17 protein-coding genes are annotated in these 18,565 nt (G+C 45.4%); 2 read left to right on the top strand and 15 right to left on the bottom strand.

From position 1 onward, the window contains the following. The first annotated feature begins 50 nt into the window (after window positions 1–50). Entirely contained in the window at window positions 51–2,147 is a 2,097-nt protein-coding gene (locus ABWW03_RS05015) for a winged helix-turn-helix domain-containing protein (protein WP_353406754.1), read from the top strand. Between the two features lie 87 nt (window positions 2,148–2,234). On the opposite strand, the gene ABWW03_RS05010 is transcribed toward ABWW03_RS05015, so the two are convergent. The 6 genes from ABWW03_RS05010 to ABWW03_RS04985 form a co-directional block, all read right to left on the bottom strand. Beyond that, window positions 2,235–2,681, bottom strand: a complete 447-nt coding sequence (locus tag ABWW03_RS05010; protein WP_353406753.1) for a nuclear transport factor 2 family protein — start codon at window positions 2,679–2,681, stop codon at window positions 2,235–2,237. 48 nt (window positions 2,682–2,729) lie between these two features. After that, on the bottom strand, window positions 2,730–3,773 hold the full coding sequence (locus tag ABWW03_RS05005) for a hypothetical protein (RefSeq protein WP_353406752.1): 1,044 nt from the start codon (window positions 3,771–3,773) through the stop codon (window positions 2,730–2,732). Window positions 3,774–3,819: 46 nt separating this feature from the next. Next, a complete protein-coding gene (locus ABWW03_RS05000) occupies window positions 3,820–6,000 on the bottom strand; it encodes a TonB-dependent receptor (RefSeq protein WP_353406751.1) in 2,181 nt (726 codons plus the stop codon). Between the two features lie 192 nt (window positions 6,001–6,192). After that, complete coding sequence (locus ABWW03_RS04995; RefSeq protein ID WP_353406750.1) at window positions 6,193–7,143, bottom strand: helix-turn-helix domain-containing protein; 951 nt, start codon at window positions 7,141–7,143, stop codon at window positions 6,193–6,195. A gap of 212 nt (window positions 7,144–7,355) precedes the next feature. After that, entirely contained in the window at window positions 7,356–9,017 is a 1,662-nt protein-coding gene (locus tag ABWW03_RS04990) for an alkaline phosphatase D family protein (protein ID WP_353406749.1), read from the bottom strand. A gap of 159 nt (window positions 9,018–9,176) precedes the next feature. After that, a complete protein-coding gene (locus ABWW03_RS04985) occupies window positions 9,177–10,517 on the bottom strand; it encodes an alpha/beta fold hydrolase (protein ID WP_353406748.1) in 1,341 nt (446 codons plus the stop codon). A 93-nt stretch (window positions 10,518–10,610) separates the two neighbouring features. On the opposite strand from ABWW03_RS04985, the gene ABWW03_RS04980 reads away from it, so the two are divergent. Next, a complete protein-coding gene (locus ABWW03_RS04980; RefSeq protein ID WP_353406747.1) occupies window positions 10,611–11,402 on the top strand; it encodes a LytR/AlgR family response regulator transcription factor in 792 nt (263 codons plus the stop codon). Between the two features lie 6 nt (window positions 11,403–11,408). Here ABWW03_RS04980 and ABWW03_RS04975 read toward each other — a convergent pair whose 3' ends face one another. The 9 genes from ABWW03_RS04975 to ABWW03_RS04935 all read right to left on the bottom strand — a co-directional run bounded on the left by ABWW03_RS04975 (window position 11,409) and on the right by ABWW03_RS04935 (window position 18,516). Next, window positions 11,409–12,368, bottom strand: a complete 960-nt coding sequence (locus ABWW03_RS04975; protein WP_353406746.1) for a sensor domain-containing diguanylate cyclase — start codon at window positions 12,366–12,368, stop codon at window positions 11,409–11,411. A 283-nt stretch (window positions 12,369–12,651) separates the two neighbouring features. Then, the gene (locus tag ABWW03_RS04970; RefSeq protein ID WP_353406745.1) at window positions 12,652–13,041 is read right to left on the bottom strand and encodes a hypothetical protein; all 390 of its coding nucleotides are present in this window, start codon (window positions 13,039–13,041) and stop codon (window positions 12,652–12,654) included. Between the two features lie 124 nt (window positions 13,042–13,165). Continuing rightward, a complete protein-coding gene (locus ABWW03_RS04965; RefSeq protein ID WP_353406744.1) occupies window positions 13,166–13,495 on the bottom strand; it encodes a hypothetical protein in 330 nt (109 codons plus the stop codon). Window positions 13,496–13,668: 173 nt separating this feature from the next. Next, window positions 13,669–14,103 carry a hypothetical protein gene (locus ABWW03_RS04960; protein ID WP_353406743.1) on the bottom strand — a complete coding sequence of 145 codons (435 nt, stop codon included), beginning with the start codon at window positions 14,101–14,103 and terminating at the stop codon, window positions 13,669–13,671. 284 nt (window positions 14,104–14,387) lie between these two features. After that, entirely contained in the window at window positions 14,388–15,008 is a 621-nt protein-coding gene (locus tag ABWW03_RS04955) for a hypothetical protein (protein WP_353406742.1), read from the bottom strand. Window positions 15,009–15,172: 164 nt separating this feature from the next. Next, entirely contained in the window at window positions 15,173–15,559 is a 387-nt protein-coding gene (locus ABWW03_RS04950; protein ID WP_353406741.1) for a hypothetical protein, read from the bottom strand. Window positions 15,560–15,731: 172 nt separating this feature from the next. Then, window positions 15,732–16,031: a hypothetical protein gene (locus tag ABWW03_RS04945; RefSeq protein ID WP_353406740.1), complete on the bottom strand. Its 300-nt coding sequence runs from the start codon at window positions 16,029–16,031 to the stop codon at window positions 15,732–15,734. Window positions 16,032–16,687: 656 nt separating this feature from the next. Continuing rightward, window positions 16,688–17,221, bottom strand: coding sequence for a hypothetical protein (locus ABWW03_RS04940; protein WP_353406739.1), 534 nt, complete (start codon window positions 17,219–17,221; stop codon window positions 16,688–16,690). Between the two features lie 192 nt (window positions 17,222–17,413). Beyond that, window positions 17,414–18,516 (bottom strand): IS3 family transposase gene (locus ABWW03_RS04935; RefSeq protein ID WP_353406738.1). Its coding sequence is split into 2 segments (ribosomal slippage): window positions 17,414–18,255 and window positions 18,255–18,516, totalling 1,104 coding nucleotides; the frame shifts between segments, so codons are not numbered across the junction. Between the last annotated feature and the right edge of the window lie 49 nt (window positions 18,517–18,565).

Here is an 18,565-nt window from a genome sequence, read left to right as displayed (position 1 = left end):
CTATTGATTTAATGGGAAATTTAGAAAAAACAGCCCCTATAGGGAAAACTGTGCTAATTGCCGATTGGCAGTTTGACCTAGGCCGCGGTGAGCTGAGTAAAGGTGATAAGGCCGTAAAGCTGGAGCCCTTACTGTGTGATTTTTTACAGTATTTGGCCAGCCGTGCCGGGGAAATTGTCACCCGGGAAGAGTTGCTCGAACATGTCTGGCAGGGCCGAGTGGTATCCGATGATTCTTTACGCAGGGCGGTAAAAAAGCTGCGCTTGGCGCTCGGTGACGATGCCCGAAACCCCCGTTACATCAAAACCAAACCCCTTCAAGGTTACATCCTGGTTGCCGATGTTCGTCGGCCGATATTGCCCTCCGAGAAAGAGAACAATACACCCTGGCGGCAGATTGGATTGGCATCCCTGTTGGCGCTGGGAATGATCGCGGCCCTGGCGTATCCGTGGCTCACACAGAACAACAGCGATACCACAACAACGATCGCCCCCCTGAAAGAAACCGCACTGACCTCACTCACGGGTTCAGAGATTGAAGGCAACTTTCACCCCGAGCTCCAACGCCTGCTGTTTACGGTACGAAACCACAGCAATGAAGACTTACATTTATATACCAAGGATCTCGACAGCGCCTTCGTTCAAAAAATAAGCTACGGAGAGGGCAGCTATTACCGAGGCCTGTTTTCACCTTCCGGGACACAAATTGCCTACAATCTTCAAAGCCAGAACGATGAGCACACACAGATCTATATTGCCGACTATGACCCCATCTCAGGCTTGAGCAATGCCAAACCCATTAGCGTGGACAGCAGCACCAAATCGCTGAGCAGCTGGTCTTCGGATGGCAAAGCGCTGTATTTCTTCAACGAAATCCAGCACAACGAGCCCTGGGAAATCTTCCGCTATCGGCTCGACACACACAGCTTTGAACAAGTCACTTATTCCAGCAAACAAGGCTATGGCGCGTTCTACGCCAAAGAATCTCCTGATGGCCGTTATCTGGCCATTCTTAAAAATGTGGTCGGCCGCCGCTATGCCATGACGCTGATGGATATGAGCGACAACAGCTTGGTGGCGGAGAGGAACTTGAATTTTTTCGGTGATCGGGTGTTGTGGCTGTCCAAAGAGAGCGCTGTAAAAAACCATGATGGTAGCGTCGCCGATCTGGCCGTCAGCAGCTTCAAAGGTGATCTCTACTATTACAGCATCGACAGCGATCGCTTATGGGAACAAAATGGCACCGCCCCTGGGCTCAATGATATTTTTTACGACTGTGGCCCACGTTGTTTTTATATGCGCCGCCACACCATGAACTACACCGATACGCTGGAGATCGCAAACCCATTCCTGCCCGACACTTTCCAGCCCAGGATACAGCTGGAATCCCGTAAGGCGGAATTTCATCCAATATACAGCCACGATGGCCGTGATTTGTTCTACACCCAAAAGGACGCACACAGCGCTGCTATTGTCCGGCACCCACTCGATGGCATGCCGGAAATATTGTGGACGTTTAATCCACGTCATGTCACGCGAGAACTGGTACTGAGCCCGAATCAGAAATTTCTGGCTGGGCGTATGGAAGACCGACTGTTTGTACTGGACCTCGACAGTCGCGAATTCAAATACATCAGCAGCGAACTGGAAAAAGTCGGCCCTCCCTCTTGGAGCCGGGATAACCAACACATCTTTTTCTCTCGACTGAAAGAAGACAGTAGCGATTTGCACGCCTATCAACTGGCCAATGGGCAAATCAGCTACCAGTCCGGAAACAGCAGTTACTATCGGGAACAAGCGGATGGTCGCAGCTTTGTGATTGACCATGAATTGAAACTGCACCAGGTGAACAATAAAGGCGAACGACAGTTTGTCCACACCTTCTTTCACCTCAGCGGCAGCACTTGGCAAGTACACAACAACACGCTGTACTTCACCGAACCCGCACACGGAAGCACCTATCTTGTCCAACTCGACCTCAACACTCAACAGAAGCAACGACAACTCTTGGCCAAGAATTCAGATTCCTGGGAATTCCACCTTCACCCAGATGGAAGTCGCCTGTTGATGACCCGTTTCCAGGCCGCCGACAGCGATTTGGTCAAAGTCCAGTGGTCCGAACCTGCTGGGACTAAGGTGCAACCATAAGCCTTATACGTCCCAGGTCATTTCGTCTGCACAAACAAACGTTTACAACCTCAGAACTCTCGTAGCGCTTCATAAAGGCCGATGCTTTTAGGAGGCGTCGGCTTTCCCTATAAAGGTTTTACTGATTATTTTCCAACCATGGCCATCATCTATGAGGTGGAAATAATTGGTAAACGCCATATTGCCAGGAAATCCGGCTTCGGTTAAAACAACCGAAGCCACTTTGCCATCAATGGAGATGCTGGTGACCTGATAAGAATAAGGTGTTTTGGCCTTATGTATCTCCATTTTCACCACATCTGCTATAAACTGAGCAGGTTTTGAAATCATAAGCTGCTTACCCAAATAGCCATTCATTACGGCACTCGGATGAAAAACCGACTCAAGCAAGGCCCGATCGCCCAGATAAGTACCTTGTGTGTAATCATTGAGTACGGCATGAATGTCCTTATAGGCATCGCCCTCCGCCAGACCAGTGCCGGTGAACGTAACCGCACAAAAAAGCATCATGATACGCATTGTTTTCTTAACCATTGTCATTCCTGTCGCCACGTTGTTGGGTCATCCATCAATTGCTCATCTTCATTCTTTGAGATCGGTCGAAACAAAATGCCTGCTTCGCCATGTCTTCGCAAAGGGAGATATTGAACTCAGACGATCAAATTCTTGATCCAACCTGAGCCGGATTTTTTCATCAGACTCCGTTTTAGGTGGGCCGGCAATCCGATCGGATTGCCCGCCAAATATGCTTTTAAACTCTCTCAACACATCAAGTTCTTTCTGTTTGTACAGTTCTACGACTAGGTGAACGAACATGCCCTGATACCAAACATAGTCATCCGCACCGACTCCTGCATACAGTTTCTCAAGCCTGAGTAAGCTGCGATCTGTTGGCCCAGGCGCATTGACATTGAGCTGGTAGGCGTAGATTTCAAACACTTTAGCCAGTTTGGGATGCTTTTCCTGCAGGAATGCGTAGGCAAAAAAGCTTGCGAGAAACTCGCCACTCCATGCACTGAGCGGTTTGATACCGTAAGCCTGAGCATAAGAGTGCCCAAGTTCATGTATGGCAATAATATCCGTATAGGTGGAGGCACCCTCTTCGAAACTCATTCCATAACTGGCCAGAGTGTTCGCATCCTCTTTCGGCAAATACTCTTTCATATGGATTGCTCCAACGGTGACAACGCCTTGATCGTTGGCGGGCAATACCGCCACCTGGCGATCCTTCGGGCCAACAATATGCGGCATGCCATAGGGGATCCGTTCATTAACAAGGGTTTTCCAATCTGCCTGGTTTAAGACCGCCACATCAATGCGGTGATCAATCGCCAAACTGGTTTGATAAAATTGAATCGCTTCTTCAAGTAGATTGCGAATTTCAATGGCTCTCTGTTTGTTTTCAGATGCTGAATAGAACACTGTGATGTCATTCTTATCCGACAGGAGTTTGTGCTTCTGGAGCAAAGCCGATCCCAGCTGGTCCATGCCTTGGTTCTCTGAATCAGCCGAGACTCCAATGTGAAACGTACTTGAAATACATAAAGCGGCCAGCAACACTAGTCGTCTGGTATTACGGTAAAAAGTCCAACGGTTCATAAGTCTAAGTCCTGAAAAAAATGACAAAGCAATATCGCTATTGCTCTGTCAAACGCCCATGTGAGGAAGGAGGCTAAAATCGATACTGAGCTTTAATGCCCAGAGTTCTTGGTCTGGTAATGTAGATGTTGTCGATGCTGACGCCTGCAGAAGGTGAATAGGTACTTGACCACCCCAGAGGCGAACGATCGTCAAAGAGATTGTTTGCATAGAAGATCAGGGACCAGGTTTCGCTGTCCAGACCTGCACTTACATTGGTGCTTACGAAATCACCCCAACGGCGATTTCTAAAGCTGTTTTCAGCGAAGTCAGTTTGAGACTCCCCGGTATAAGAGGCTGTAACATTTACGTACGCGGCCTGATCGAATGCCGTGAAACGCTGTTCGACTCCAATAAAGGCGCTGTCGGAAATGGCATTGGGAATAGGGTCGCCCTTGTTTGCAAATGGGTTGCCCACATTATCCAGCGAATCTTCTCGCAATTCTTGCTTGGAGAGTGTTAAGCCGAAAGAAAACTTAAGGCCAGAAATCGATGCTGGGCTGTAGGTTGACTCCAGTTCCCAGCCGTACAATCTGGCAGAACCCAGATTGGTGACAAACTCATTTGGTCTTGTTGCTTCCAACAGTTCGACCTGAATATCGTCCCACTCCATCAAATACACCGCGGAGTTAACAATGAGCTGCCCGTCGGCCAGACTCAATTTAGCGCCGAGCTCATAATTCGTCACATAGTCTGGACGATAACTTGTTTCTGAACGCGTGTCAGTGGGGTCGAACAGAACATTGGCGCCCCCTTGACGGAAACCTTCGCTGCGGGTTCCATAAAGCAACACATCTTCATTCACATCATACGAAACCAATATTTTGAACACCGTGTCTTTGTCCGTGCTGTCGACATCGGTGGTGTACCCTAATGGACGTCCAAAAATATCGTTTGCCGTAGATACAATATGAGTAATGTTGGTGTCGATTTCGAAACGGCGCACCCCGACGAGCACATTGAGCTTTTCATTGAGGTCGTAGCTGAGTTCACCAAAGATTGCACGAGTTTCTCGTTGGTCAAATTGATCCAGTAGAAAGTTTTGTCCTACGGGCTCGGGAATTGATCGTGGATTGTAATCCCCCGGCAACACACCAGACTGCAAATCGATCGGCCCGCTGATGCTTAGGCTGAAGGCATCATAGTCTTGATAGTAGAGCCCTGACACCAGCTGAATGGGCCCCGAGAAATCTGAAGCAAACCGCAACTCATAAGATCGCGTATCAACATTGCTCGGCCCAGACACACTGTAAGGAACCGGATTAAACGCCGACACGTCAAAACTGAAATGCCCTCGGCGTTGGCTGTCACTGCCGGAAAAAGTCAGTGTGCCCACATCGGTCTCGTGATTAAGAGTAACATTGATGTGTCTGGAATCACGTCCAAATGGATTCCGAACAAACCCCGGAACATCATTGTTATCGACCCCCACAAGCGTACCGTCCTCGACGGTGACATCCTGGCTGTGGTAGGCAAGCAAAAGATCTGTGGAATCGTTCATGTCCCACAGAAGCTGAAGACGGCTATTGTTATTTTTAAATCGATCGGATTGGGAGCGCTGAAGATCAGGACGATTCACTAAGCCGTCATTGTCCAAACGGCCCACCACCGCCCTTAGAGACAGCGTGTCGTCAATCAAGGGAACATTCAACATCGCTTGAACGGAGGTTTCATTCCCGCCACCATTGACCTTGCCCAAATCAAGTTCAACCGACCCTTCCACCTCGTCATGATTGGGCCTTCTGGTGATGTAACGCACCGTCCCTCCCTGAGAACCATCGCCATACAAGGTTCCCTGCGGCCCTCTCAATACCTCGACACGTTCAATGTCATACAATCGGTATTCTGAATCCGTTGCAGAAACCGGTATCTCGTCCAAGTATGTGGATACTTGCGTGGCACCTGCACTCGTGGTTAAACCACGGATCACCAGCGTTTTGTTGCTCGGCCCCTGATCGATTACTTCCAAACCAGCAACGGTTCGACTCAGTTCCGTCAGATTACTAATGCCATTTTTTTCGATGGCATCCGCACCCACTGCCGAAATGTTATACGGGGTATCTTGAACACTTTGGGCACCGCGTTTTGAGGCCGTAACAAGCACTTCCTCAATAAAGGTGTCTTCGGCACTCTTTTGTTCATCCGCATGGGAATACAGAGCATAATTGCTTAAACCTAAAAGCAGCGCAATCGAGGATACACTGGCCTTGTTCATATCGTTTTCCTATTTCAATACCGATCGTCTCAGAGCGTGACGCTGTTCAGCCGGATGTTATTTTTCTGGATTTGATGCGATATCACACAGAGCATGACAAACGCCGCATCAAAACTGGCGTGACTAAAGGTATCAAAGAGGTGTGGGGCAATTATTTGACTGAGAGTGCCCAGTTGTAGAGAGTGGCTGCTCTCAGCGGGAGATTTTATCTTTTCGATAACGCGCGGGGGGAGCCCCAAAATGGCTTGTGAAACTTCGGGTAAAATGAGCTAAGTCCTTGAATCCACATACATAGCAAATATCTGCAACCGAACGATCAAGCTGGGTTTTATCCAATAGGAGATCACTCGCCAAAGCCAAACGAAGATTTTTCAGCCACTGGTTAGGCGTAAGGCTTTCCCGACCAAACAAGCGATACAGCTGCCGTCGCGACAGCGCATTGTTCTGCGCAAGATCATCCATGCTCAACTCAGAGTTGCCAATATGTTTGATCGCATATGACTTTACATCGGTAAGGCGCATGGATTGACTGTCCTCATTGGACAAGAACGACTTATCAATACTCAATGCTTCACCGAGCAGCTTGGTGAGCAAATTATTTTGGACCGTTAACTGCGAGTGACTTTTTCGGGTGCTGTAGTTCAATGCATGAACGAGATAGTTCCGCAGCGCAAAGCCCGAGCCATAGCGAGTTTGAATATTGACCGCATGGCTAGGGCAGGATGCGCCCAGAATGTCTATCATCATGTGCGTCGGTATTTGTACAGAAATCTGCTCCGACATACCATCGAATTCCATCATACAGGGGTAACGTTGATCCATGACGGTAACGTCGCCCGCTTCAAGAGTTACGCCACTGCCCATCTGCTCAAAATGCGATTGCCCTTTTACCTGCAATACCACAAAGTGATGGTCATCAACTCGTTCATCTGCATCCGGATTGGCTTTCGTGATTTTTTTAGCATTAGTAGAGATCGTCGACACGCAGACTTCGTCTTGATGATGGATATCCAGAACGCCTTCAAATGAGCGGTCGCTGTGCATAAGCGTGCTGTACCGACCACAAGAACGAAACAGTGATTCGTACCATTGCTGGACCAACGTATCGTTGGTGAGAGTTTGTCTTGGTATATTGCAGGGCATAGGTCATCGAATCCAGGCGAGAACCAAATCCCTGGTTCAAATGGTTAAAAATTATTCTAGAATCAGCCTAGAAATTCAGTCCAATACTTTTAACATATGAAATTGATACTTAATACGTATCAAAACGGAGGGCTCAACTCAGCACCGCTGCCAAGGCATGCGGTACTGAGACTGAAGAAAATAATTTGTTTAACAGCGTTTTACTTCCTCAACTATGGCCGTTGAATGCTTAAGTCGTCCCGGCTTTTAAACCAGGGGGCACCGAAACGCTTGCCATTGCCCTGAATAATTTCTGCTGTGACACCAGCCTGATCCACTTTGATTTTCATATAATTGTTGCGTGTACACGCTGTTCGTTGGCCAAAACTAAGATGCGCATGCTCAGTGTCATTCTTGAATTCGAAAAACTCCACCCGATAGTCACTCTGCTCTTTTCGTGCTTGAAGCGTCTCACGCAGCTGCAAGCGGGACTCCAGCAAAGGACCATCTTCCAGTTTTGGCAATAGAATATCATTCTCTGTGACAGGCTGAACTCCAAAAACAATCCAGTTAATGGCGCTGGAAATCAAACATGGTAAAGCGAAACTTTCGTCGTCTCGATGTTTTATTTCAACCACATTGGATAGATGAATATCGCCGCTTAAAAAAATAGGCATGATGTTAATATCAGGGCTCGTACGAATGGTTTCCAGCAGGTCTTTTCTTTGCTCCGGATAGGAACGCCAGGTATCGTCATGATCAAAGATTAGCTCATCATCAGGCACACCCTCTTCCCCATACTGTTCATCAGCATTGGTGTCTGGGGCCAAGGGCACCGGCGACACCACGAATTTGTAACGACTACCATCACCCTGTCTGAGAAAAGCTAACAACCGTTCATACTGTCCAGGCTCGCCGAGTATGTTAGCCCCTTCTTGATTAGGGTTACTTCTTTCTGAGCGCACATCCAAAACCAGGAAGTCAGCCAGCCCCCAACTGAATTCATAGCCCCAGTGTTTGGGCTTTTCATTCCACCTCTCCGTGCTGTTTGGGTTCAAGACCTCAGCGCAAGCCGGCAAATCATCAATGGCTACCTGGCCTTCGGTGTGTTGATACCCACCTCCCATGGAGGCCTGGTAGGCCAAATAAGCAGTAAGGCCTTGCAATAGCGTTTTGGAATCGCCGTACTCGTCCTGCCCATCATGCTCAGGATCATAGCGATAACCTTTCCAGTTATTTTCGATTTCGTGATCATCAAAAATTCTGAAGGCTGGCATTTTCGCCATCAGTTTTCGGAAGTGTTTTTGCCGATAATAGGAACGATAATGCCGGAAGTACGCCTCCACTCTCTGGGGCTTATGCCTTCCAGCCAACCAAGCAGGCACTATGGGGAGGCCATGCGTCCCTGGATGATCGCAGTAAACCTGATCTCCCATCAGCATCATAAAATCGGACTCACAATCTCCCGATGACACGATGCGCTTGTAAACTTCCTGCCCTTTTCTTAATGGCCCATAGCCTTTATGTGCACAAGAACCCGTGAGAAAGGTGAATTCACTATTGGAGTCCGGTGCGGGACGACAGCTTCCTTTTGCGATTTTTCGAGAATTTGACCAGTGTAAGGCTGCAGGATCTGTCAGCTCCAGATTGCTTGGCACCAATGTCACTTCCACTGAAACCGCGTCTTGGTTGCCATTAAAGTCAATCTTTCGAACACCGATAAAATCGAGATTTTCCTGGAGTGGTATATCGCTGTATTGCCAATCTCCATTGGAAAACCGATAACGCAAAATGGCTTTTCGAGATCGAGTTCCCCTGATCCACACTATCGTAGACTGCTGGTTCGTATAACCAAACATGGGGCCTAGGCTGGGTTTTTTACAAGGCATGCTCATTGAATAACGTCCTTTGTTTTTATTATTCTGATACAGAAATCGTCGTTGTTTTTATACTATATAAAGAGCACGCCCAGTGAAATACCTTTTTGAACCTTATTTTGCCGCGTGAGCCATCCCTTTCAAACGGCTTTCGGGAGGTCATTTTTCTTGCAATCGTCAGTATGCATTCTCTTGTGAGTTCAGTGCTTTCGCCCATTCCACGATCTGTCCAGATATATTCTCTTCCCAGCGCCCCGGCTTGCCGTGAAAGGAATTGCTCGGAGAGTCGTGTAAGGTCGCCCAATGGTCCAGCTCTGGGTACTTGTAAACTTCTACATCTTTATTACCACTGGCCTGTAACGTGGCAGTGATCATATCAATATCGTATTCCGACATGATCCAATCGTGGCGCCCCCACCGAACCCGAGCGGGCGCTTTCAGGTTTGCCCAGCCACCCTCAAAATTGAAATCCTGAAACTGGTGATAGAAACTCATTGGCCGGCCGTACATATGCTCAGGACCGTGATAGTTGTATTTCGCAAGTTCTGGTTTGGACTTGATCACTTCCGCATAGGACCTTTTCTCAATCAACATACCGTAATAAAGCGGAATGTAAGCCTGATTCAACTGCTGCTGAATGTCAGATTGCTTCATGCCCTGCATCGCTTTGATACGACGTTCGATTTCCAGCATGTGCTCAAACCAGCTGCGGAAAAACGGCCCATCGGAAATCACACCATTCAGCTGATACTTGTTGGCCAGGTAAGGTGCCAACGCACTGCCCATGCTGTTGCCATAAACAATGACCCGTTTGCGGTCGACATTTTCACGCGCCAACAGGGCTTGCAATGCGGCTTCATACACCTGAAGCTCGGTTTGAAAATCCGTTTGCGAACAATAGCCTTCACTGTCCCCCAAGCCTGGTTTTTCGACTCGCATCACCAACATATTGCTGTTGCGCACGATGTCTTTTAGCAGGCGAATGTAATTGGATTGTCGCTTGGGCAGGATTTCAATACTCGAGCAGCTCAAACCCTGGACAACAAATATGGCAGGCCAAGTGCTCTGCGATGCTTGTTCTGGGTGAGTCACAATGGTACGAATGCCCAGTCCCGCAGGGCCCGTGAAAGAACCGTAAACGGTATTCAAGCCCGGATGCTGCTCTCGTTCCAGTGGTGTAAAACTGACCTCGGCAGTTTGTGACTGTCCCGCTCTCTCGAATTGGAGGTGATACGTCTTATGGCCAATCAAGGCATCACTGATGTCATGCCATTGGGTATTCTTGTCCACCCTCTGCTCATCGAATTCCGTAATCAGATCACCCTGTTGCAGGCCCGCCAATGCCAGGGGCGATTCAGCCTCAAGTTCCCTGATTTCAACGCCCTTATCTGTCGGCGCTTTGAATTTTGCCTGCCAGGCAGCACGTCGCTCTAATGACTCAGCTGAACTGATTGCCGCCATCATCAAGCACAGCAGAATGCTAATCTGAACGCACAAGTGTAACAGTCGGTTTGTCATGGTTTCCCCCTGAAAATTAATTGTCAGTGAGATACTAGGAATATCCGATCCGTTAGGGTTCACATTTATGCCAACAGCCGGGGTTTTTATACGATGAGTGACTTTGCCATGATGTTTGCGAAAGATCTGGGGCGCAAATACCTCCTGCCGCTCTATCAACATCGAGTAGCAAGACATATCGCTTTCTGGCTATTGTATTATGTAACCTTCAGTTTGCTCTGGGCACGTGAGGGCAATTACTTCGCCTCGTTTTATCTGGAATTTGTTTTGCTACCTGCGCGCCTAATCGCGGTGTATGCGGTACTGAATTGGCTGATTCCCCACTACCTGCTGCAACGCAACTATCAGCAATTCGTTCCACTGTACATCGCTACGTTAACTGCCTGCGCCTTATTGCACTGCGTATCTGATTATTTTTTCTATCAGGGCTTGCTATTGAATGAACAGGGGCCTCTGCTCACCTTATCGGGTCTGGGGCGCAGTGTGATGTTGATCAATTCAACGGTACTGTTCCTATCGGCCATTAAGATATTTCAGCTGTACCTTATTGAAGTGAATAAAAATGGCGAGGCAACACCCAGACACCTGGCGCTGAAATCCAATCGCCGCACCTACATCGTTTCCCCACTGGAGATCCACTACATTGAAGGCATGGGAAACTACGCCAATTATCATATGAAGGACGGACGTAAAATAGTCGTCTACACCTCAATCAAGGCCGCCCTGACCGAGCTACCAGAAGGCTTCATTCGCGTGCATCGTTCTTACATAGTGAACAGCGGGCATATTGAATCTTTTAATCAAGATTGCGTGTTTATCGCCGGCGAAGAGATTCCACGCTCTAAACATATTGCCGACACTGACCTCTTACCAGAACTGATATGAGGTGACTCAGGAAGATTGTTGCAGCTTACAAAAAGCGGCGTTCACCAGCTTCTGATCATCACAGATACTGTTCTTGCCAATGCGCTTTGCCCGATACATCAACTCATCTGCATTGAACACGCCTTGCTCCACCTTTTCCAAACAAGGAGATGCGGTATACAGACCAATGCTGGCGGTAAGGCGCCCGTATAGTCTGCCATCGCTGAATCGGACTTTGATATTGTTGATTTCTTTCAGGATACGCCGGGAAAGTTCAAGGGATTTTTTATGCCCCATATTCCCCCAAGCCAAGATAAACTCTTCACCGCCGTAGCGCGCACAGATATCTGACGCTCTCCCCGTATATCTCGACAACACTTCGGCCACCTTTTTCAAACAATCGTCACCATGTTGATGGCCGCAATTATCATTGATCAACTTAAAGTCATCCAAATCAAGAATGGCGACCGAAAGCGTATGATTATTGCGCTTACAGTGCCCCCACTCCGATTGCACAAATTCGTCGAATGTTCGTCGATTCGCGATATTGGTCAGCGCATCGATTCTGGCCAATGTCCTGGCTTCCTGTTCCAGGCGCACACGATCAGTGATGTCTTGATGAGAAACCACAAAATACATCAACTCTTCTGACACAAAGCGGTCGATACGCATGATGAACCAACGGTCCTGATTCGGACTATGACAAGGGTATTCCATGATAAAGCTGTGTCTTTGGCCTGCCCTGATATCGGCCAGGCCTTTCATAGCCAAGACGACAAATTCATCGCCGTCCTTTTCAGAAGGCAAGCAGGAAGATGGGTAATTCAAACCCAGCCAGTTAAACGCTCTCTTCTGGCCGTTCTGAACCCCAAACTCAATCCAGGATTGGTTAACAAAAACAATATTAAAGTTTTCATCCAGCACGGCTATATTACTGCTCACCGAGTCTATTATTCGAATTAAAAAACCATCGGAGAGAGTGCTCATCGTTACATTACTCCATTGTTGCACGACGCTTAGGGCTTTAAATTAAAAACAAGAAGATCGCCATTCCATTAGCTGCATCTCACTTATTTAAAACATGGTCTTGTAGTTTATTACTGAGTAGCGCTGTCACTGGGTGACGCTTAAGAACTCAGCATATATATGATTATTTATATGTTAGGGCAATAAATTCCATGTAGGCTAACAGCACTTCGCCCGGCGAGAAAATACTGATTAGTCATATGTTGGCGAGTTTTATAATGCTGGGTTATTTATTGGATTATTGTCAGGAATTACTAATTTGCCCATAGGCGACATTTTCAGTTTTGGCTGACCGAATGACATCGAGTGTTTCTGTCAGGGTTGAGCCGTTAGCGTCGTAGATGTAAACCGTGTCGCCCTGTTTTAATGGCCTGTCGTTGCTGTCGTATTGGTAGGCCGTGGTTACACCATTGATGACCGACTGGATGCGGTTGCCTACTTTGTCGTATTGGAATTCACTGCGGTGATCGCCGTTGGCGGAATCCAGTATGGTTTCACCCACCAAGCGATATAGGCTGTCGTAGCTGTAGCTGCGAGTTCTGCCGCTGTCTTCATGACGTAACTGCGTCAGGCGGCTTACGCTGTCGTACACATAGTGAACAGTGTCGCCGTTTGGTTTCGTTTCTTTGCTCAATCAGAAGATGAGAAAACCACTTCTGATATCGCTTAAGAAAATTTCATAAACCTTGGATTTCCTCCCCGATGGCTATTCTTCCTTACTCATATTCACATGAGATCATACCCAGGGACTTAACGCTTTATATTGAATCTCCGATGAAATTAAAAGTTTCTGGAGATTCAGAAACCTCTTCAATTTTTGTCAAAATATCAAAAACCTCTTTTTTCTCTACCTCCTTCCAAAACACCCCTTCAGCCGATATAACTTCAATACAAAACAAAACCTTATTCCTGCACAAACCAATACATAATTTATTCTTTCTTCTATAGTCGCAGATAAAAATTGAATCTCTTTTCCATCTAAGCAGATCTATAAGCAATTTGACTTCAAAAAGGCTTTCTACCTTTGGCGACTTCCCTACAGATCGAAACTTTAGTCTGCTGGGGATATGATAGTAAATACTATACATTATATCTCCTTTTATTTACTTGAAGTTCACATGCTCGCAAATGTCATATATCAACTGGTAATTTTAGAATTTTTGAAAGAGGTGATCATTAAATTCTAGACTCAAAGATTGGCCACGTAAAATCGTTAAAAACCGAGATCAACAGCCGAGCTTGCCTTACGCCCTCAACAGAATCAGGCCACATCGCACCATGAAAACAGAGCTTTTGATGAACCGTTTGAAATAAAAGCACAATAGGTAGCGCAGTCATCCTCCAGCAAAATAACCCTACCAGAGTACACCTTCACCATCTCCTCTTTTATCTTTGAAAAAGAGCCGCCAGGAAACTCTTCTAAAATTTGATCATAAGACTCGAACAAACTAAAGATATCTTTTAATCGTGATTTAAAGTCCTTTGTATCAACTCCACTTAACTTGAAGTTTTTTCGCTTTCTCGAGTAATCCGACTCAATCTTATCTATCGGTGTACTTTCATTATATTCCTGAGCCTCAATCCAAAGTAATTTTAAGATTTCATCATCGGAAGTAAAGTCTTGCTTCACAACCACAAAGAGCAAATTACCAATACCTTCATCTTCGGATCTTACTTCAAAAATATTCATACTCATAAAGATCTTTAGTTTATGAATGTTTAGTCACTCCGCAATCCCAACTCCGAAAGAGCTCAGATTTTCTTATCACTTGGCCTGATAGAAATACTAAAACCATTTCATCTGAAACACTGGCATCATACTTATAGCTAGCGCCGCAGCATTCACATGAGATGAAAACAGGAAGTGTGCATAATAAGCACAACCATGACTTTGACTGTTTTTGGTTTACACCTATTGTAAATATTCCCCCAAACTGGGCTTTTCACATTAAATCCATTTAACGTTCTGCATACCTCTCGCTATTGATTCCAACGATCAACTGTTAGTAGCTTTAGCTCTTCAATGTTATTCAGAGTGTAAAAGCCTAAAGCTTCCACTATCTTTGATTTATCGCTCAACAATGAGCTACCGATGTAAACAATTCCTTCCGAATCAACGTTGGAAAAAACGTATCCGGCATCGCTTGCTATTGCAGACAAATCGTCAGTACTCAGCTGAAAACCAGAAAAGTATCCATTCTTACTTATAGATTCATTCACAATTCTATTCAACGCTCCTTCGGCATCTATAGAATTTGGAACTACAATGAAGGTTTCGCTTGAATCAATACAGAGAGCAAGAAATTTCAACGTTTCTACGTCCTGTATTTTTACAACGCTAAGAACCCTATTCCCTTTCATAGTAACTCGAGATATTTCATGATTACTAGGTTTAAATTCAGGGTGCAACCTACCGTTTTCAGCCTGCCAATCTATGATATTTGCGATTTCTTCATGGTCTTTAAAATCAAAATCACTATAAATAATAAACCCATAAAATCGAGAAAATATTGCCTTGGAAAAGTTGCCAGCATCAAGCTCAGGTATATATCTGTAATCCACTTTGGCCTCAACTATTAAAATATAAATGACACATATCATTCAGCCATATCTTATTGGCCTATGGGAATTGGATCGCCTGTACCCACTAACAATGCCTTATCAGTCACGTAAAGCTCGCTTAAAATCTCTGATTCATAACCCCAAAACTGGATTTATTTTTTCCCATCAACCCCACTTCATATTTGTGATTAAATTCTAACTATTTATTCACTTTTGAATCCACTTTCTATTGCCCACTGAATCATTTCTTCCATTTCATCTGTTATGCAATCATGTGTCATAAATACATCATCGATTGTTATTTCATCAAGATTTTTTTCAAACTCAAAAAATAGTTTTAGCTTCTGATTATTAAGTTTTATAAAACGAAGGGATTGCCGAAAATATGCCATTCCACATATAAGGCAATCAAAGGCTGATCGCCCTTCAACTTTTTTTGACTCCGAATAAAAACCAGATATCGCACACTCAACAACCCAATCGTTATCCTCGTCCCTACAAAATGGCTTTCCAAGTACCATATTTAATGGTTCAACTTTCCGTCGCGAGCTTCCTATCATTATCGAATAATTATATTTTTCATCTTTCATTTTGTTTCTCTATTTACGAACCGTCACCGAGACGAGTATTGATATACTATCGAAAGTCGCCATCACACGGCCTTTTAAAAATCGAGACGAAAACTGAACTCTAGCACCTACGAAGCGCCCCTAATAAAATCTTTACCATCTTAGAGAGCCCCTTGCTGTAGATTCCTAATTGTTATTTTCTTATTGATCTACTAACATCAGATTCCTTGTCAAGAAACTCTTTGTTTTCCAATATCAGTTGAACTTCTTTTTCTATCATACCAATAATCTGAACTCTCACATTTGGATATTGAGAGAATATCTTTTGCGCGTATTTTTCTGCATCACGAAACGAATCAAATTCACACAATGGAAGATCAATTTCCCGACAGCCTAAAAGGCTTCCATCAGGAAATTTACTCTTCCCAGTTCTTCCTCGGCGAAATAGAGTCACACCTTGGAAATTTGAATAATGTATAAAATATCTACTCATATCATTTTATCGGCGTAGGTATACCTTGTATTGGCCCCACAACTAAGAACTCATATTCTCTTTTTGTGGGCCTCATTCTCTCAAAGTCAAAACTTGCTTTCCTATCTGGGCTTTTGAATATTCTAAAAGGCATAATTTATAGATCGGCCAATCACAATGACTTCCACATTTTTTCGATAAGATAATTTCAAAGTCTTTATGATTTTCATAAAAGGCTTTCTTTAATTCTTTACCGCCAATTTCAATTCCAGTGTAGTATGTGGCGTCGATAGAGATTGGGCGGCCTGTATTGAGGCTTATTCCAACAGCTTTAAGTTTACCAACATCCTTGTCTTATCCAGTTTTTATAGTCTTTTTCTCATAAGCTCTGACTTTAATCTGAATACAATCAAGAAGATCGGCTAAATTTATTGTATCACTGTCATTCTCAGTCATATTAAATCACCCTATTTTTCATATGTGAGAAAGCTATAGAAGATCATTTATATCCCTACCTTGGTCTAAGGCCACCTGAAATTTACAGTGATTAACAATTCCATCAAGATTAAGAACAGTCATTACATTACTCTCTTATCTAAACCTCATTTCAATCCCAATGCAGTTTATCGAAGTAACGGCACCGGTTCTTGTGAGTTTGATCAGTCATCTTCCTGTATTCATAAGGCTGCAAAGTGTTTATAACGTGTATTTTTCCCCATATTAATATCAACACCTGGAGGAATGGGAGGGCCTAGAACATGGAAAGGTGCTCGCCCTTCTTGAGCATGATATATCTTCTCGGGATCGCCTGAATATCGCCCGCAGCAATCCAGCCTTATATTAGTAAAGCCTTTCTCTTCAGAGATAACTGAAACATTGATCCATTCCGGTACTTTACCTTCTCGCCATAATAACTTTATTACTTTCTCATAGCTTTCAAAGGTACGCATGTTTTCTTTGCAATCCTCAGGAAAGGTAATTTCATCACCTATCAAAGGACGGCCGTCATATGAGGCTCCTAAAAAAACAATACATTTAATTTTATCCGGAAGTTCATCAACAACTAACGTTCGGGCAAATTCAAGAGCATGCCTCGAAGCATCTAGAAAATTCCTTTCAAATGCTTCTCTACTAATGTCAACCAGCTGCTTATTTAAGTTATCTGATTTAACAATCTCAATATCACTAACTTCATATTTTTTTCTTGTCATATGCCCCTACTTATGGAACTGGACTATCTAGAATCTGTCCTGACCTTCTCAAACTATCAAACAGAGAGAACACAACAGATTGAACCGTCATTTCTAACTCTGGTGATCATGTAAACCTCCCCTAATTAGGGACAATCTAAATTAGAGTTTTCCGGTTCTTTGAGGCCCTACCAAAAATCGAAGCACCCGCAACTAGAAATTTCCAGCTTCTCGATGCCGATCCCGATACTGGATCGGCGTCATATTTTCCAATGACGAATGCGGTCGAAACTCGTTGTATTCGACTCGCCACTCTTCAATTTTATCCCGCGCATCTTCCAGTGACATGAACCAGTGGCTATTCAAGCACTCATCCCGAAAGCTGCCATTGAACGATTCAATAAATGGATTGTCCGTCGGTTTTCCAGGCCTGGAGAAATCCAAGGTGACTTGGTTCTCATAAGCCCACTTGTCTAATACCTTTGAAATAAACTCGCTTCCGTTATCGACCTGTATTCGTTCAGGACAGCGATCGTGTAGTTGCTGGATCGTATCAATTACCCCAACAACATGCTCGCCACGAATGCCGTGATCAACGTGAATCGCCATGCACTCGCGACTAAAATTATCGACTATAGTTAACGCCCTTATTCGCTTTCCGTCAAACAGGTTGTCCGCCACAAAATCCATGCTCCAACACTGATCGGTGGTGGTGATCTTGGGGCGCTCCATTCGGTGTGCCGCTGCCACCCGCCTTCGAGGGCGCTTACTACGTAGATTTAGGCCTTCTTCGCGGTAGATACGCAGTACTTTCTTGTGGTTGACTCGCCAGCCTTCGCGTTGCAAGAGAATGTGTATCCGCTGGTAGCCGTATCTCACTCGGGTAGCCGCGATCTCTTTGATGCGCTCTCTCTGCGGCGTATCGAGCCGCTTCTTGGATCGGTAGTAGTACACCGACATACTGATATCCATAAGACGACAGGCTCGGCGCAGGGACGCGCGGTAGGCCTCAGACAGATAGTTTACGAGATCACGCCGCTTGGCTGGCTTTAGACCTTTTTTGACAGCACGTCTTGCAGCATCTGTTTGTCCAGACTGAGGTCTGCCACCATCCGCTTAAGCCGCTGGTTTTCATCTTCCAGCTGATTCAGGCGACGTAGCTCGGATACTCCAAGCCCACCGTATTTCTTTTTCCAATTGTAAAAAGTCGCCTCTGAAATCCCTATCTTGCGGCAGACTTCAGCGACCCGAGTGCCCGTTTCCGCCTGGCACAGGGCAAATGCGATCTGTTGCTCTGTGTATTTGGTCTTTTTCATGGCAAATCAGCTCCTTTGGCTACCTGATTTTGCCAGAATTCTCTAGTTT

The organism is Pseudoteredinibacter isoporae (assembly GCF_040372805.1).
In the GTDB taxonomy this organism is placed as follows: domain Bacteria; phylum Pseudomonadota; class Gammaproteobacteria; order Pseudomonadales; family Cellvibrionaceae; genus Pseudoteredinibacter; species Pseudoteredinibacter isoporae_A.
The sequence above is the reverse complement of the archived record's forward strand: the minus strand, read 5'-3'. Positions and strand labels throughout refer to the sequence as shown.

Bases quoted from the DNA above. Each gene is read 5' to 3' on its own strand.
- ABWW03_RS05000 (WP_353406751.1), bottom strand. From the start codon at position 6,000: ATGAACAAGGCCAGTGTATCCTCGATTGCGCTGCTTTTAGGTTTAAGC.
- ABWW03_RS04995 (WP_353406750.1), bottom strand. From the start codon at position 7,143: ATGCCCTGCAATATACCAAGACAAACTCTCACCAACGATACGTTGGTC.
- ABWW03_RS04965 (WP_353406744.1), bottom strand. From the start codon at position 13,495: ATGTATAGTATTTACTATCATATCCCCAGCAGACTAAAGTTTCGATCT.
- ABWW03_RS04955 (WP_353406742.1), bottom strand. From the start codon at position 15,008: ATGATATGTGTCATTTATATTTTAATAGTTGAGGCCAAAGTGGATTAC.
- ABWW03_RS04950 (WP_353406741.1), bottom strand. From the start codon at position 15,559: ATGAAAGATGAAAAATATAATTATTCGATAATGATAGGAAGCTCGCGA.
- ABWW03_RS04960 (WP_353406743.1), bottom strand. From the start codon at position 14,103: ATGAGTATGAATATTTTTGAAGTAAGATCCGAAGATGAAGGTATTGGT.
- ABWW03_RS04985 (WP_353406748.1), bottom strand. From the start codon at position 10,517: ATGACAAACCGACTGTTACACTTGTGCGTTCAGATTAGCATTCTGCTG.
- ABWW03_RS04980 (WP_353406747.1), top strand. From the start codon at position 10,611: ATGAGTGACTTTGCCATGATGTTTGCGAAAGATCTGGGGCGCAAATAC.
- ABWW03_RS04940 (WP_353406739.1), bottom strand. From the start codon at position 17,221: ATGACAAGAAAAAAATATGAAGTTAGTGATATTGAGATTGTTAAATCA.
- ABWW03_RS04990 (WP_353406749.1), bottom strand. From the start codon at position 9,017: ATGAGCATGCCTTGTAAAAAACCCAGCCTAGGCCCCATGTTTGGTTAT.
- ABWW03_RS04945 (WP_353406740.1), bottom strand. From the start codon at position 16,031: ATGAGTAGATATTTTATACATTATTCAAATTTCCAAGGTGTGACTCTA.
- ABWW03_RS05010 (WP_353406753.1), bottom strand. From the start codon at position 2,681: ATGGTTAAGAAAACAATGCGTATCATGATGCTTTTTTGTGCGGTTACG.
- ABWW03_RS04975 (WP_353406746.1), bottom strand. From the start codon at position 12,368: ATGAGCACTCTCTCCGATGGTTTTTTAATTCGAATAATAGACTCGGTG.